Origin of the sequence: Neobacillus mesonae (genome assembly GCF_001636315.1) — a bacterium.
In the GTDB taxonomy this organism is placed as follows: domain Bacteria; phylum Bacillota; class Bacilli; order Bacillales; family Cytobacillaceae; genus Neobacillus; species Neobacillus mesonae.
Map to the genome: position 1 here is coordinate 5,644,295 of NZ_KV440949.1, position 14,796 is coordinate 5,659,090.

The window sequence follows — 14,796 nt, forward strand, 5'->3', positions numbered from 1 at the left end:
TTTTAGATAAATTATACCATTAAGGCTAAACTATTCATTTATTGAATTTTATTATTTCACTAAACTGCCCGTTAATCGAACAAGAAAAAGAAGCCACAACTACAACTCCTTGTTTCGCTCGAGCACCCGTTAGTACAATAAGAAAAAGGGATTGCCTCAGCAATCCCTTTTTCTACACCACTTTAAGGTGTTGAAATCATGTAAATTAACATTTCCATTAAGGTTTGACGGTTTTTCGCGGGAAGAAATGCCTAAAAGGAAGCATCAATCCCAGGAGAGATATAACAATGAAAACAACTTGATGGATATGATCGTTCCCTGGCGGCAGTCCGCCCACCAAATGCAAAGTCCAGAAGACGGGATAATACCAGAGTGTAAGCCACGCCCATCTTTCTTTTCTTCTGTACGACATAAGAGTTATCACTGTACCGAAAACTCCCATTCCTGTCGTTGCAACACCTAACGCTCGAAGCAATCCTAAATCAGTACCTGCAATCCTTGGATACGTGACAACTAATATTCCAAAGATCAAGATCCCAATTCCGTTAAATAGAAGGAACATCCAGCTGATTCTTAGAAGCATAGACTGCTCTTTAAATTTTGCCAAATCTGAACACCCTTTGCTCGTTTTTATTTCATTAATTTTTAACATAGTCGGTTATTAGAGTCTACTATGTCTAATTAACTTTTATAACCTGGGACATTTGCTTCATAAGAAAAAATTACTGCTGCAACAATCTTGCACTTTAACGAAAGCTCCCCGATAGTTGAATAAGAAAATGGCGAAAACAAGCTTTATTATGGATTAAATAAAATAATAAATAAAATAGCAATTACCACGGCAAGAATTAAAGAAATAAGCTTACTCCACCATTTTTCTTTAGAAAATATTAAGATCCCAGCCACAATTGTAAAAAACAACCACTTTGATACAATTACACTAAAGTGCAATGTAGCAGGTAAGAAAATGGTAGTCGCATAAAGCACTACTGCAAAAACTAATGAATAAATTAAAATCCTTAACGCCACCAAATAAATCACACTACCTTTGTTGTTGAACTCTAGCACCCGTTAGTTGAGTAAGTATTTTCACTTACTGTCTTTCAAAAAATAAGAAAATAGAGATATCACTAAACCTAAAAATGAAACACATAAGCCAAATGTAGTTGCCGAACCACTGGATGTTAGTATAAGTGCTATACCAAAAAGTGATACTGAAATACCTAAAAGTGATAAACGCATTTTATCTTCACCCTACCTTAGTGTAATAATTCTACACCAAATCTAAATATCGCTGTTAAACCCGTTACTTCAATAAGGAAAAAGGCGATCCTTCGTTATTGAAGAATCGTACCCGTTAGTGGAACAAGTACCTCTTTTATTGCGTATTATCTTCGTACTGTCTCTTGTTAAAGTTAATTTTTGTGTATTTCTATTGGTAAATGATAGAATTTACCTGTGACGATACTTTTTTTGAAAGGAGAAAATCCACCTTGGAAAGTTTATTCCAAAAAATAAATTTATTAGACTTAGTGACTGACATAACTGAATATAAGAATTTTGTTGTGTCTGAAGTCAATGATCATGTTTTAAGAATAGCTGTGATTGATGGAGAATTTCATTGGCATGAACATGATACAGACGAATTATTTATGGTTCTTGAGGGAGAACTCATAATTGACCTTGAAAATGATAAATCATTTAAATTACTGCCTGGTGAAATTTTTAATGTACCAGCACACACCCAACATAGAACACGATCTAATGGTAGAACTGTAAATCTCTGTTTTGAGAAAAAGGATAACGATATAAATGGAATTTCATAAGTACCAATATCTTGGTGCTTTTTTGATGCGCTTTTTAAGTCGTTCTGCGCAGTATCACTATTTGTCTTTTTTAACAACTTTTGTCGAATCTATTTTTCGTAATACGAAATTCCCATATAATAATTTCCGTCTGAGTTTTTCGACATATTACCAGGAGAAAGGACCTATTATGAATATAGATTTGTTTGAATTATTGACCCAAATCGATTTTTGAAAAAGAAAATGTTCATTATTGGCGCTCTTTTTGCTTAATTTCATATTTTGGGTCAAATATTCCACGTCTATCCATTTCAAGCTTGGACCAAATATTAAAGCGTCATTTATGGCGCTTTTTTTGCTTTTTTACACATATTTCTATGTTTTTGAAATTTCAATTTTAATTCACCTCTGGGGTTGTTCTTTTAACCACGAGTTTTGTAACAAATAATAAATGTGTACATTTTAAACTTTGTTCAGCAATCGGGCGATATAGTGGAGTAATCTCAGTAGCTGGAAAATGTAAAATAATAGTTCGCATACTGGAATTTTGATTTGGACTACGACCAAAGTCGTATAACGATTTAGTTCGTAGCCTGATGTAATATTCTAACCAAAACTTTATAATGATTAATGAATAAAGGTTTGTTAAATATTACGATACAAAGGGGAGTAAATTTTAAATGGAAAATAAGGGTTTCAAAATATTGATTCATGCTAGTACTTGGTTTGCACCTATACTAGTTCCCATTATCACATATTTTATTATTTCAGACCGTGAAATTAAAAGCTTATCCTTACAGGCTTTGGTATTTCATATTGTGATTGGTATTCTAATCTCAGTGTCTGCTTTTTTTTCTTGGATATTAATCGGGATTCCATTCCTCATTATTTTTGGACTCATTGCTATAATAGCTCCGATTGTTGGAATTGTTAAGGCAATTAATGAGCGTCCTTTTCGATATCCTATTATTGGATCATGGTTTTGATTAAATTTAAACGAATCTAATCGTTTTAATGATGATGAATAGTGGTATTTAAATCACTTAATCTTCATAAACTCCATGCCACGGTAATTCATGCGAATGTTAGCTCTGCACGGATACTTGAAAAGAATAGATATGAGGGTGCATTGCTTCAATAACGATCTTCCATAAACGGGTGCTATTCCGTAGTAATGATAAAAGTCCAAATTCTCAATTTTAATGTTGAGAATTTGGGCTTTTTGTATTTATTTATAGTGCAAAATAGCACTTAAAATAAGTGCAAATTACCTCCTAAAGTGACACCAATTATTAACCAAACAATTTCATTAAATTCGGGTATTCTTGTTCAACTAAACTGCTTCGTTTGTTTAATAAGGAATTCAACAAAAAAGGTGCGTAATCCTTCTTGGATCAACGCACCCGATAGTTTAAGTACATTATTTCATATTCCCTGCCCCGTTAGCGAGTAATAAAAAAGGGCTGCCGCTGGCAACCCACATTTCTCATTTTCCTATTAGCTTATTACATTACACAAACAGGAGCACATGGTATTTCTACGCCTGGTTCAAATTGACCATTGTTATATGTGAAATCCGTAACAGCAGTTCCAGCTGTGAATGTTGCGGCACTGCTAAAGGTAAAAGTGTACGTTTGTGTTTGACCTGCTGGTTGAAAAAGGGGAGCCGCTCCAACTCCAACTGCTTGTCCCGCACGACATAAGCTACAAGCATTTCCAGTACAACTAGTAAAAGTAGTGACAGCGCAAGGCACATTCACACAGAATACGTCTAAGTTAAAAATCGGTGTAATAGTGATGGAAAAAACATTTGTAACCGGAGAAAACGACGTCGTAACTACTGTACCAAGTGGCGTTGTAGTTGTTGCTGTACAAGGTCTTATACCCATATATGCTAACCTCCATTCCCAATAAGATATTATTAATATATTCTTAACTCATTTTTTTGAATGGTTATTTGATAGAGGGGATAAGTACATTTCCCCAAAATAAATACATATCTTTGACGTATCAAATTTGGAAATATCCCTTCCTATTCTGCTTCGTTAGTAAAAAAGCGACTGCTTATTTCGCAATCGCACCCATTACTTTAAGTGTAATCCTTCACAAAGTTGAAATGTAACAGGTAGTTTAAAAGGAGTCATGAAAAAGTAACAAGCGCTTCTACTCATTGTAGAAACGCAACTAGGAAAAGCTCTAATTTTTTATTAATGGTACTAGTACGATGGATAAGTGTAGGGGTATTGATAAGGGTATGGGTATGGGTATGGGTAGCCGCCAATGCCTGGTCCACCTAAACCGAGACCTGGATAATAACCAAGTCCAGAGCCTGGTCCACCTAAACCAAGACCTGGAGCAAAACCAACCCCAGAGCCAGGGGCACCTATACCTGGTCCCCCAAAACCAAGACCTGGACCAAAACCAGCACCAGAGCCTGGTCCGCCAAAACCAAGTCCCGGAGCAAAACCAACGCCAGAACCAGGGGCACCAATACCAGGACCTCCAAAACCATGCCCTGGACCATGACCATGACCTGGACCATGACCTGGACCAATCCTCTCATATGTTGGACTATAAGCATTATAATTAAGAATCACGTTCATCCTCCTCATTTAATTTACATTAGAGCATATGCATTTCGAGGATAAATTCCTGGGTATTCGTCCTTATTCTTAAAATATTTTATGACAAATGCGGATAGGTAATTTATTTAAGCTAACCTGCTCCGTTAGTGGAACAAGTAAGCACTCTTTACTAAACAATAGGTTCGTATTGTTAATTGATAAATAATGTAATTGATTATTGGGGATATTACGAAATCAAAGGGCAAGGTAAACTGAAACCCCTTAGAATTTCCCTCCACAATGCCTTGCCCAAACAATCAAAATATAGACGGATAACCAAGAATAATAAACGTCCATCACATATAATAAATTCAAATACTGACCTTCAACCAGTATACTGTACCTCATCGTCGGGAGAAATCCCGACTTTTTGTTTGGCAACTTCACTCAAATGTATATATAATACGTTTTTTCTTATTCAACTAACCTGCCCCGTTTGTTCAATAAGAAAAAAGCATTCCTCGTTAAAGGAATGCAAGGTTACATTCTTTTATTCACTCTTTTCGAAATAGTGTACTGGCCTTATTTCTATTTTCCAGCCTAATTCCTCTCCAGCATCCAATTGTGTGGTCGGATGTAAAGAAGCGATACGTATTGCTTCTTCCATATCATTTGCCTCTATTAGGAACACACTACCTATTCTCTCCTCGAACTGGACTAAAGCGTTGTCCGTTACCTTGATATTCCCGTTCTCACGCCGTAAGGATTTGACTTCCGTTTCCACGCCAACATCCATCATCACTTGACCGCTCATATAAAATTTCTGAAGGTGAGGGCTACATTCACTCATAATAGCTTCGATTTCACCTTTCGGGAGAACATTCATTTTCTCTGAACTAAAGTAACCAAAACACAAGAATTTCATCTTTAATCTCCTTTTAATTGGATTTTTAGCTTATCAATAATTCTTGTACACTAAGAATTTCTACGAGTTTTAAATAATTCCTTCTTGAACTAACCTGCCAGTTAGTTCAAGAAGCAGCTGGACAATCTAATAATTTAATGGACTAGTCACTTCAAGGCATTTTCTTTCCATTATACGCGTCCATCCTAATGGTTGGTTCTATTCCATTTTTAGTTTTCAGTGTTACACTCAACTCGCGTTGATTAGTGAATTGATTAAAAAAGCCACTCTTTGTATCAATAGACAATTTCTCCAGTGTTATGTCAGCAAAATTAATATCAACGGCTTTTATTCCCAATTCTTTTGGTGGAACGTTCAAACACAAAACTGCATAATCTGTAGCTTCCCCAGTTGTCAATATTGGCTTTTGGTATACATATGCAAAACAAATGATAAGAAAAACTAAAATTTTGAAAACAGCTTTCTTCAAGTTTGTTGCCTTTAACAATCACCCTATCCAATATCGTATACAAATGTAATTCGACTCCCCCTCCAAAATTCCTGTTTTATTGAACTATCCTGCCACAATAGTTCAATTAGAACCGGGAGCGGCCTGCCGAAGCTCCATCTTTAACTAACGCACCCTTTAGTTTAAGTGCTTTATTCACAATCTTTTTTTACCTTAACAAAATCAAATCCCTTAATGTGTAGGGGCATATCAAAAAGACGCCTTCTTACTAAAGAAAAGCGCCCTGTTCTAGAAGATCAAAATGGTGTTTAATATTTTTACGTATGAAAGTGTCAACTTATTGGTGATCGAGTTTTCCATGGATAGAACGATAGGTTTAGCAAAATCCATTGGAATATAGTAAGGAATACCCCTATCTGATCAAGTATTTTGTAATTATCAAAAAATCTTAGAAAAATGAATTGTAGAGGCAAAAGGCTGGAAGAGAGAATTAATAGATTGCGATTTAACCTTTTCCATGAAGGACGATGAGGGGAATGCTTCGATTTCAAATCACGAATAATCCATACGCAAGATAGAGACAAAAAAAGGATATCGAAAGGAAAAATTACTTTTCCTAAGGACAAATCTAGCCCTAAAGTATCTCCTTTTAAATAGACAGTTTCTGAAGAGAAGAACCATGATCCTGATTCAATGACTAAAAGCATAAACCATGTTAATAATAACCAACGAAATGGCTTGTGAGTGTTTCTCCATCCCAAAATAACAACCGTGGTCATTAGGGCAGTAAATATTAATAAAAGCCAATACTGCCCACCAATTCCTGTTCCGACTATCCCCATCCAACTTGACCACGAATAAGATGGTCCATCGAATAAGCCTCTTATTGTAGGCAACCAGTATGTAAACCCACTCAGCATCACATATATTAGTATTAAATGTAATAGCCTATCTGGCTTCAGCTCCATAACAAATCACCTCGAATGAATTTATTAATAAGTATATTCAACACAAGATATTTGTAAGACATAAATATATTACACATTACTTTAACCTAGTTATCTAGATATTGTTCAACAATATGACCCAATTGTTGAATAAATGCTAATGACGATTGTTCAACTATCCTGCCCGTTAGTCGAATAGTCATTAAAAAATGATTGTGCCGACGTAATTAATAAATCATTTTTCCAGTGTGCTTTTGAAAAAGAACTTAAAGCCCTCGCAATCAAGAAACTACATATCCAAATACTTAAGAAAGTAAGAACTAACCCCATATTTCTCCCCCGATTAAGACCTTTTTATTTTTCAATTTTATACCTCCCCATTAAAACTAACCTGCCACGTTAGTGCAATAAGAAAAAACTGCCAATATAACAGCTTGATCTACAACTCTTCACCCGTTAGTTTAAGTGTAGTCATTCACAAAGATGCTTTATAGGTAATAAAAAAAGGTGCTAACAATGAACCCAAAATCAAAATAGAAATTCCTATTCCAAGAGTCGCTAAAATATTGCCAAAAGGCGGGAGAAAATAACCAAATATCAACATTGGCAAGATGGTTAAAGAGACAAATGTGAACCTACCAAGAATCGTTATCTTTTGAGTAGTTTTACATTCACTACATTTAATAGGCATATAATTTAACCATAACGATTTATAAATTTTATTCCAACTAAATTGTTCATTACAGTTCTTACACTTTTGCAAAATAAAACCACCTTCTTTTTTATTAACCTGCCCTTTTAGTGACATAAGGATTTTTAAACAACATTATTATTTTTTAATGACTTTATTGTAAATTAAACAACTTTATTATCTCTGTACAGTAGCGTCAGGAAAATGCAGATTTACAACGTTAAGGAAGTTTCAATATAAAAAAACCTAATTTTTCAGCAATAAATGTGAAATTAGGTTTTTTCATTAATAGAAAAAGACTTATAAGTATTTATCACTAATCACTTTCATATGGTGTAACTCGTGCCCGACAATGCCATATGCAATGGTACCTACCGAAACTGGGCTGTTCATTACAGTTCCATTACGAACCCACGCTGCATCATCAATGGTTGAAATAAGGCTTAACGTGTTGGAGCGTACCGTGTCTAAACCAGCTAGTAACTGCTCCCAGGATAATTTGTTGAAGTTTGCCGCAGAAACGTATTGATCCTGATCCATTGCTGGGAGTGGTGCACTTTCATTTCGTGCAATGGCAAGCATTCGATACGACATCACACGTTCCGAGTCGGTCATATGCCCAATCACTTCTTTTAAAGTCCATTTCCCTGGTGCGTACGCCTTCCTTGCTGACTCCTCTGATATGCTGCTCAAGAGGGTAATGGTCTTAGTTCGTTGCTTACTAAGTATTTCTTCAATATCTCCATCTGGCACAAGACTAACATACCTGGCATGCTCTGGATTTTCAATAGATAATGGTCGTGGACGCACAAGAATCCTCCTCATCGGAATAGTTAATTATGGTTCTAGACTAATATTCGACTGTCAAGAAGATTTTTCCTTTATTTTTGATATTTAATTTCATTACCGCAAAATAATTGCAAATTAAACAACTTTATTATCTCTGGACAACTTATTTATGCAGTTAACATAATACACATAATAATGGACTAATTAACTTTTTATTCCACTAGCCTGCCCCCGTTAGTGGAGTAAGAAAAAGGCTGCTTTTTTATTAGCAGCCCGCTATTTATATTAGTGTATTTTTTTTGAAAAATCATTACTCCTTCATCGCTCAAGTTCGGACAATGAAAAAGTAAATTATTCAAAGGTAAATTAAGTTTTATTTATAATTATTGAAACGGAACTTTCAATGGTCAGTAGAAGTATATTTTAGGTCTTTTTTTACATTAGTAAATCGTAAATTTACTAGAAAATAAATAGAAATAACAACACATATTGTGTTAGATACAGTAAACTCTTCATCGATATAATTTGTGATAAGTCCTCAAAAATTCAAAATAAAACCACCAACTTTTTAGATAAAGTTGGTGGTTTTAAAAATTAATTATTTGGTTTTATCTTTTAGTTCTTTTAAAGCATCAGTTAACTGGTTGTTTAAAGTGCTCAATGCCTTTTTATCAAGAGTATCTGCTTCTGAACCAGCAATCGTTGGGTCAAGATATTTTTCAATTTTTTCGTAAAGGTCTTGGTTATCCTTTTTAACATCATCTTCAAAAGATGACCATTGATCTTCTAATTTCGGTCCTACTTCTTTTGCTTTTGCTTGGTCACCACTTTCAATTGCCTTGGATAACTGTTCAGTCGTGTCCAACATTTGATTTATTCCATCAGAAACCTTGCTGTCAGTAGAACTACATCCTGCTAAAAGTAAGGAACCTCCAAGACCAATTGCTAAAACCATGGATGTTAACTTTTTCATTAATCAATTCCTACTTTCATTGTTAGTTATTATTTGCTGTGATAAATTTTTTGCTTTTTAAGTTTTTTATTAAAATAATTAATATTGCAGCAAACACCAGGACAATCTGTGGTATTGCGCTTTCCCATGAAGAGTAAAGAGCGAAAAATTCTATGTTAGGGATTCCTGGAGCATTAGTTGTAGGAACCAAACCCGCTAATTGCAAGCTGTGAATCCCCATCCCTGTGAATTTAATACAAAGATAAAATACAATAATGCTTGATACCATAAAAAATGGACGAAGAGGTAGCTTTAAACCGACAAAGACCATTAAATATGCCAATATTCCAAGGATTGCAGCCCCAATTAGAAAACCTACTAATAAAGATTGGAGTTTAATCTGGCTTGCCATTCCTATATAAAACAACACCGTCTCAGTTCCCTCACGGAACACTGCAAGAAATGCAAGAACTCCTAACGAAACAAGCTTACCAGTTGTTAATGCAGTTTGACTTTTCTCACGTATATAGCGATTCCAATCAGCAATATTAGATTGACTATGCAACCAATAGCTCATGTAGAGTAACATGACTGCAGCAAATACACCTGTCCATCCACCAATAAGGGCATTATTGTTTCCAAAGGCACCAGAGGAAATGACAAACTTAACTATTAAAGCAAGGATAATACTTACGCCGAGACCTGATAGAACACCTGTCCAAATCCAGCCTTTTCCTTTTGAATCTGCTGACTTCTTAACAAACGACATGAGTGCGATTACAACAAGTAAGGCTTCCAAGCCTTCACGAATTAGGATCATGGCTGCATCCCAATAAGTATATTGGTTTTTACTTGCTAAGGGGGTTAAATATGTGATCATGTTATCAATTGTTTTATTCGCCTTAGCAAAATTTGGTGGGTTTGCTGTAAGCATGGCTTGAATAACAACCAAGTCTCTTTCTGAATCACTATATACTGAAGCAGATTGTGCCACCACAACTCCTTCAACACTTAACCAACTATCACTGGCGTTCTTAATACCTTCAAGTGCAGCCGATTGATTTTTTTCCTCAATTTCTTTTTTAGTCTTTTGGAGGATAAGAATAAAATCATCTAATGAAAGATTATCCTTTTTCAATCCAGCCTCTTTTGGATAACCACCAGATGCAAATTTTCCATTTACAGCCTTTAATTCCTGTAAAGCCTGCAATACTTGATCTTGCTTTTTTAGGGTAAAGGCATAAACCACTTTTCCCATATTAGATTCAATATCTCGGTAAGCAATTGCGGAATCGGCTTTAACCCCTTCTTCAATTTTCCGCCAAGTTTTATTAAATTGATCATATGTCTTTTCAGCTTCAGCAAGATTCCCTTGTGAAGCTAAATCAATGGCTCGATCGACCGATTCATCAGCCTTCAATATATCTTCACTGGAATTCCCCGCTGCCATAGCAGGGGTATGTATTCCAAATCCCAGTATTAAAAGAAGGATAGATAATTTAAGTAGTAAATTTTGCCCCATGATAATCCCCCTTGGAAAACTCTCTCAAAATTAATAACGAATTTCAATATCATTTATACAATTCTTATTGTATTTTCATTGATAATCATTGTCAATTAGAAATTTTAGTATAAAGTTTACTTTTTATGTCATAATTCAAATTTAATGATATATTACATAAGAAAACTGCTTTATTTATCTGATATGGTCTAATTACTTTCTACAACTTAATACTCATTGAGATAGTAAGGATTCAAGTGATTTAGAACTTCCTCAATATTATCAAGTTTTGACATTAATTCTTGCTTTATTTTCCTAGAAAGATCATGTCCTGCCTTTATTGATTTTCCTTAATCAACATATATTCTTAAATCTCCCAAGACATAATGCCCGTGTTCCCTTACTCTTATCTTGTTAATTCTTTTCACTTCGGGTTAGTTGGAAATGATTGATTTATAATCATTTAATATTTTCGCTCCAATAAATATATCAAATGCTTCTTTTAGCCATTTTCTAATGGCACCGATAATGTACCAATTAATTGATTTTAGGAATTGACCGCTTTTCTTTAAAACTCTTACTATCTCGGACATATTTTTTTCAGGATCGGGAACACACTTAGAATAAACTAGCTACGATAAAATCAAAAGAATAATCATGGAACTCCATATTCTGTGCATCCATTTTATAGAAAGTGACGGATGAATCTGAATACTTTTCTTTTGCCGTATTCAACATTTCAGTAGAATAATCAACAGCTGTAATTTCGTATCCTCTATTTAAGAAGAAGGGTAAATCGGCTGAGCACCAGTAAATCCTCGTTGTCCATCAGAATCATTCGGGTATTAACTGCACAAAGCCCCCATTCGGGGTTTTTGTATTTTCCATGAATTTCAATAAAAAATATTTTTTCAATATAATTCCATGCTTGTCCATGTCAAAAATAACTACAAATACGTATGATGTACTACCTCTTAAAAAAGGTGGTGATAAATTATGTCATATGGTCACGGCGGTGGTATGAGTTTCGTTTTAATCGTGGTACTATTCGTCCTTTTAATTATTGTTGGTACAAGCTTTGCAACGGGAGCATACTAGTATCACACATTAAAAACAAACACCAATCCAGCTAGATAGAAGTGTCAATAGACGCTTCTATCTTTCTTCTGTTGCGTCGCAATTTAGGTCAATTGCGAAGTTAATAAACTACTCCTTTTTCCAATAACCTGCCCCGTTACTTGAATAAGAAATAACTAGAAATATAAGAAATATGAAAAAGAAATAAACAAAATTATAAATACAATAAAACTAATCCAAGTCAATTTTTTACTTATTCCTGCTCTTTTTTCTAAGTGATTGATATATCCATTCATTAATATAAAACCAAAAAGTATAAGTGCGTTCCCTATATTATCATTTTCTTTAATCAGATACCTATGCGGATAGGTAATTTATTTAAGCTAACCTGCCCGTTAGCCACACACGAATCGAAAATCATCGCGCTTCACCACAGAGAATGAAAGTAGGGCTTTTGTTGGTCATATTGATATTGCGACAGGAGGTTTAAATTTAGGCTCAGCTTTTTTAAAAATTATAATTACTGAGTCTATTTTAGCATTGTCTTTTTTTATTTTTACTGTTTTGTACTTTCATGGTAGTTGAAGAAGAAAAAGTTAATGTTTCTTTATTAACTAACGAATTCCGTTAGTTAGATAAAAATGCCTTAGAAGAATGAACAATACTACACCAAATTTTTTAAATATTTCTGTATAGTTATATTCTTCTCATATAAATGTTATTTGGAAGATATTTCATGCTGTTAAAAAATCAATGATTACCCTAAAAACTTAAAGAAACGTATGCAATATATGCAAACGTTCCTCTGAGAGTAATATAAATGTTTGATGGGGTAGCTTCGGTGTTATAACATATGCACTCTGAATTAAATTGAGTAGACATCGTTAAATATTTCAATAAAATCCACGTCTTCTTCTTTCAATTTCAAAGCGTCTTCTTCTTTCAATTTCAATTCGTCTTCTTCTTTCAATTTCGATTTCAATTTCAATTCGTCTTCTTCTTTCAATTTCGATTTCAATTTCAATTTCGAAGGGTCTTCTTGGAAAGAAAAACATACTTACAACCTCCTTCCATTTCAGAAGTTTATTGAAAAAGGACAGATTCGCAGAACTTATCTGGCGTTCTATTGAAAATCAGTAACATATCCCTCCTACGACTTAGTAACCGTAACCTGTTGAAAAACTTGTTCCTACAATGATCAGCAATACAAATAGCACAACGATTAATGCAAACATGTGTCCAAGTCCACCCGACATGTAATTCACCTCGCTTATAGTAAATTTTGCCATTAAGGGCTCAGAAGCATATTTTTAAACTTTTAATAAGTTGTAACAGATGTTAGTACGATAATTAATAAAACGAACAATACTACGATTAATGTGAAGTTAAAAGCTGAACCGTATCCGCTTGAGTATCCATACATTAAATATCACCACCTGTTATTTTCTCAGGAAAATAATATATCCCACTATTAAGATATTTTTTTGTTATAAAAATGATTGGACAAGTTCATAATTATTACAGAAATCCGCAATTTCTCTATAACTAAATACCCATCTAATATGGAAATTTAATAGGTTCATATCAATGCTCCCTGCCCCTTACCAAAGGGTCTGATGAAATGAAAAGAAGCGTATCAAACGAACGATACGCTTCTTCAGAGGTGTACTATCTGATGGAGGATACGGCGCGAGAGATTCCTGTCTCTCGTAATATAAAATATGCAAAAAGAATACAGAAGATTGGACAAGCGTTGATTTAAGAAAAAATTATTTTAAAAAAACATATTAATTGTGTTTTAATCTATTCAAGAATAAATAATGTACCTTTAATTACCTTGGATTCGAACCATAAGATTTCGATTTCCTTTGAAGGTCCTTATCCAAAACTAAGCCTCCCTTATTCCACTATACTCCCCGTTAGTTTGAAGAAGAAAAAGTTAATGTTACTTTATTAACGAACGAACGCCGTTAGCTAGATAATGTTACGAAGGAAAATGTACCTTTAGTGCAAAAACAAAAAAGCCACCAAAATGGTAGCTAGATTTCCGTTCTCACGCTGTAAGGATATGACTTCCGTTTCCACACCAAATTAACAGGAATCTAACCCATAGACACATTATCATGATTAACTTATCGTTGCAATTGTATTTTTAACTTTCTAAATAATTTGTAAAATTGTTTCAATGTTATACTGGTTTGAAATGACACTTCGTTCTTCTACAATATAGCCCTTAAAAGGAAATGAAGCGCTTATCCTCGTGGATGTTCTTGTTTTCTGTAGTAGTTTAATCAGGACAGAGCCCAAGAAGATCTTTTACATAAACTTACTTATTTATCTTACTATTGTTAAATCCTCCCCATTGTTACTAGTAGGGATGTTTATGACATCACATTTCTTTACAGATGCGCGTTTCAAAGACTTCATGGATTTTAATAGAAAATTTACTTTCGATTCTTCCCCCTGCAGTTCTGCTTCTACACTTCCATCTTCTAAATTTTTAACCCATCCCGTTAATTTCAATCTTTGTGCTATGGTGAATAATTCCAAACGAAATCCTACTTTTTGAACTCTCCCAGAAAAGGTAACTTTTTTTCTTACTATAATACTTGAATCAAATTCTGGGAAATGAATACTATTGGCATGCCAAATAACGTAAGCATCTCTTAATCTTTTAAATGCATTCATTCTTTTTATCCCCTTTATTATAATGTTATGATGAATTTCATTTCTTCAACTAACCTTCTTTGTTAATAACTTCAATAAATATAATCGGAATTCCTTCTTGGACTATCGCACCCGTTCAAGTAGACTTTCATGTTTCTTTAAAGGAAATCCAAAACAAGACCATTTCCATAACGGAATATGGACATCAATTGGTGTTAATCCTGTTCCTTTAAGTACAGTCCCCCAAGCATCAACTTTTCGATTATCGGGTCCACCATTTAATACTTCTTCAGATCAAAAACCTAATCTAATCATAGCTTTCAGGATGTGAGGAGCTGGTGCGAGTGTGGCCCCGTTAACTTAAGTACATTCATTCACATATCCATTGAAAAATTAATTGTCAGAATAGACTTTCTTTTTAAAATAACTT

General features: G+C 34.2%; 17 protein-coding genes. 3 read left to right on the forward strand and 14 right to left on the reverse strand.

What is annotated here, in order from left to right:
• Positions 1 to 217: 217 nt before the first annotated feature.
• On the reverse strand, positions 218 to 607 hold the full coding sequence (locus A6749_RS26640) for a hypothetical protein (RefSeq protein WP_201787881.1): 390 nt from the start codon (positions 605 to 607) through the stop codon (positions 218 to 220).
• Between the two features lie 886 nt (positions 608 to 1,493).
• Here A6749_RS26640 and A6749_RS26650 point away from each other — a divergent pair.
• Positions 1,494 to 1,826 (forward strand): cupin domain-containing protein, encoded by a 333-nt coding sequence (locus A6749_RS26650; RefSeq protein ID WP_066400059.1) that lies wholly within the window; start codon positions 1,494 to 1,496, stop codon positions 1,824 to 1,826.
• A gap of 659 nt (positions 1,827 to 2,485) precedes the next feature.
• On the forward strand, positions 2,486 to 2,791 hold the full coding sequence (locus A6749_RS26660) for a DUF4870 domain-containing protein (RefSeq protein WP_066400069.1): 306 nt from the start codon (positions 2,486 to 2,488) through the stop codon (positions 2,789 to 2,791).
• A 519-nt stretch (positions 2,792 to 3,310) separates the two neighbouring features.
• Here A6749_RS26660 and A6749_RS26665 read toward each other — a convergent pair.
• The 9 genes from A6749_RS26665 to A6749_RS29445 all read right to left on the reverse strand — a co-directional run bounded on the left by A6749_RS26665 (position 3,311) and on the right by A6749_RS29445 (position 11,438).
• Positions 3,311 to 3,694 (reverse strand): hypothetical protein, encoded by a 384-nt coding sequence (locus tag A6749_RS26665; RefSeq protein ID WP_066400071.1) that lies wholly within the window; start codon positions 3,692 to 3,694, stop codon positions 3,311 to 3,313.
• Positions 3,695 to 4,021: 327 nt separating this feature from the next.
• Positions 4,022 to 4,402, reverse strand: coding sequence for a hypothetical protein (locus A6749_RS26670; RefSeq protein ID WP_066400083.1), 381 nt, complete (start codon positions 4,400 to 4,402; stop codon positions 4,022 to 4,024).
• Positions 4,403 to 4,919: 517 nt separating this feature from the next.
• The gene (locus tag A6749_RS26675; protein WP_066400086.1) at positions 4,920 to 5,294 is read right to left on the reverse strand and encodes a YciI family protein; all 375 of its coding nucleotides are present in this window, start codon (positions 5,292 to 5,294) and stop codon (positions 4,920 to 4,922) included.
• 151 nt (positions 5,295 to 5,445) lie between these two features.
• Complete coding sequence (locus A6749_RS26680; RefSeq protein ID WP_066400088.1) at positions 5,446 to 5,781, reverse strand: hypothetical protein; 336 nt, start codon at positions 5,779 to 5,781, stop codon at positions 5,446 to 5,448.
• A 1,383-nt stretch (positions 5,782 to 7,164) separates the two neighbouring features.
• A complete protein-coding gene (locus tag A6749_RS29440; RefSeq protein WP_084798004.1) occupies positions 7,165 to 7,497 on the reverse strand; it encodes a TIGR04104 family putative zinc finger protein in 333 nt (110 codons plus the stop codon).
• 183 nt (positions 7,498 to 7,680) lie between these two features.
• Positions 7,681 to 8,190 (reverse strand): DinB family protein, encoded by a 510-nt coding sequence (locus A6749_RS26695; protein WP_066400104.1) that lies wholly within the window; start codon positions 8,188 to 8,190, stop codon positions 7,681 to 7,683.
• Between the two features lie 577 nt (positions 8,191 to 8,767).
• Positions 8,768 to 9,142 carry a hypothetical protein gene (locus A6749_RS26700; RefSeq protein WP_066400107.1) on the reverse strand — a complete coding sequence of 125 codons (375 nt, stop codon included), beginning with the start codon at positions 9,140 to 9,142 and terminating at the stop codon, positions 8,768 to 8,770.
• A 22-nt stretch (positions 9,143 to 9,164) separates the two neighbouring features.
• Complete coding sequence (locus tag A6749_RS26705; RefSeq protein WP_066400115.1) at positions 9,165 to 10,643, reverse strand: FTR1 family iron permease; 1,479 nt, start codon at positions 10,641 to 10,643, stop codon at positions 9,165 to 9,167.
• A gap of 597 nt (positions 10,644 to 11,240) precedes the next feature.
• Complete coding sequence (locus A6749_RS29445; protein ID WP_084798005.1) at positions 11,241 to 11,438, reverse strand: class I SAM-dependent methyltransferase; 198 nt, start codon at positions 11,436 to 11,438, stop codon at positions 11,241 to 11,243.
• 180 nt (positions 11,439 to 11,618) lie between these two features.
• Here A6749_RS29445 and A6749_RS27940 point away from each other — a divergent pair, with 180 nt between their 5' ends.
• The gene (locus tag A6749_RS27940; RefSeq protein WP_084798006.1) at positions 11,619 to 11,720 is read left to right on the forward strand and encodes a YjcZ family sporulation protein; all 102 of its coding nucleotides are present in this window, start codon (positions 11,619 to 11,621) and stop codon (positions 11,718 to 11,720) included.
• An 872-nt stretch (positions 11,721 to 12,592) separates the two neighbouring features.
• Here the strand turns inward: A6749_RS27940 and A6749_RS28520 are convergent.
• The 4 genes from A6749_RS28520 to A6749_RS26710 all read right to left on the reverse strand — a co-directional run bounded on the left by A6749_RS28520 (position 12,593) and on the right by A6749_RS26710 (position 14,387).
• Complete coding sequence (locus tag A6749_RS28520; protein ID WP_161487174.1) at positions 12,593 to 12,754, reverse strand: hypothetical protein; 162 nt, start codon at positions 12,752 to 12,754, stop codon at positions 12,593 to 12,595.
• Between the two features lie 102 nt (positions 12,755 to 12,856).
• Positions 12,857 to 12,955, reverse strand: coding sequence for a YjcZ family sporulation protein (locus tag A6749_RS27945; RefSeq protein ID WP_127487206.1), 99 nt, complete (start codon positions 12,953 to 12,955; stop codon positions 12,857 to 12,859).
• 62 nt (positions 12,956 to 13,017) lie between these two features.
• On the reverse strand, positions 13,018 to 13,122 hold the full coding sequence (locus tag A6749_RS28230; RefSeq protein ID WP_127487208.1) for a sporulation protein YjcZ: 105 nt from the start codon (positions 13,120 to 13,122) through the stop codon (positions 13,018 to 13,020).
• Positions 13,123 to 14,033: 911 nt separating this feature from the next.
• Positions 14,034 to 14,387 (reverse strand): acylphosphatase, encoded by a 354-nt coding sequence (locus A6749_RS26710; protein WP_084798008.1) that lies wholly within the window; start codon positions 14,385 to 14,387, stop codon positions 14,034 to 14,036.
• Positions 14,388 to 14,796: the final 409 nt, after the last annotated feature.

What these genes read in the sequence shown, in the direction of transcription:
- A6749_RS26660 (WP_066400069.1), top strand. Translation starts at nt 2,486, where the DNA reads ATGGAAAATAAGGGTTTCAAAATATTGATTCATGCTAGTACTTGGTTT.
- A6749_RS26665 (WP_066400071.1), bottom strand. Translation starts at nt 3,694, where the DNA reads ATGGGTATAAGACCTTGTACAGCAACAACTACAACGCCACTTGGTACA.
- A6749_RS26675 (WP_066400086.1), bottom strand. Translation starts at nt 5,294, where the DNA reads ATGAAATTCTTGTGTTTTGGTTACTTTAGTTCAGAGAAAATGAATGTT.
- A6749_RS29440 (WP_084798004.1), bottom strand. Translation starts at nt 7,497, where the DNA reads ATGTCACTAAAAGGGCAGGTTAATAAAAAAGAAGGTGGTTTTATTTTG.
- A6749_RS26700 (WP_066400107.1), bottom strand. Translation starts at nt 9,142, where the DNA reads ATGAAAAAGTTAACATCCATGGTTTTAGCAATTGGTCTTGGAGGTTCC.
- A6749_RS26705 (WP_066400115.1), bottom strand. Translation starts at nt 10,643, where the DNA reads ATGGGGCAAAATTTACTACTTAAATTATCTATCCTTCTTTTAATACTG.
- A6749_RS27940 (WP_084798006.1), top strand. Translation starts at nt 11,619, where the DNA reads ATGTCATATGGTCACGGCGGTGGTATGAGTTTCGTTTTAATCGTGGTA.
- A6749_RS28520 (WP_161487174.1), bottom strand. Translation starts at nt 12,754, where the DNA reads ATGTTTTTCTTTCCAAGAAGACCCTTCGAAATTGAAATTGAAATCGAA.
- A6749_RS27945 (WP_127487206.1), bottom strand. Translation starts at nt 12,955, where the DNA reads ATGTCGGGTGGACTTGGACACATGTTTGCATTAATCGTTGTGCTATTT.
- A6749_RS28230 (WP_127487208.1), bottom strand. Translation starts at nt 13,122, where the DNA reads ATGTATGGATACTCAAGCGGATACGGTTCAGCTTTTAACTTCACATTA.
- A6749_RS26710 (WP_084798008.1), bottom strand. Translation starts at nt 14,387, where the DNA reads ATGAATGCATTTAAAAGATTAAGAGATGCTTACGTTATTTGGCATGCC.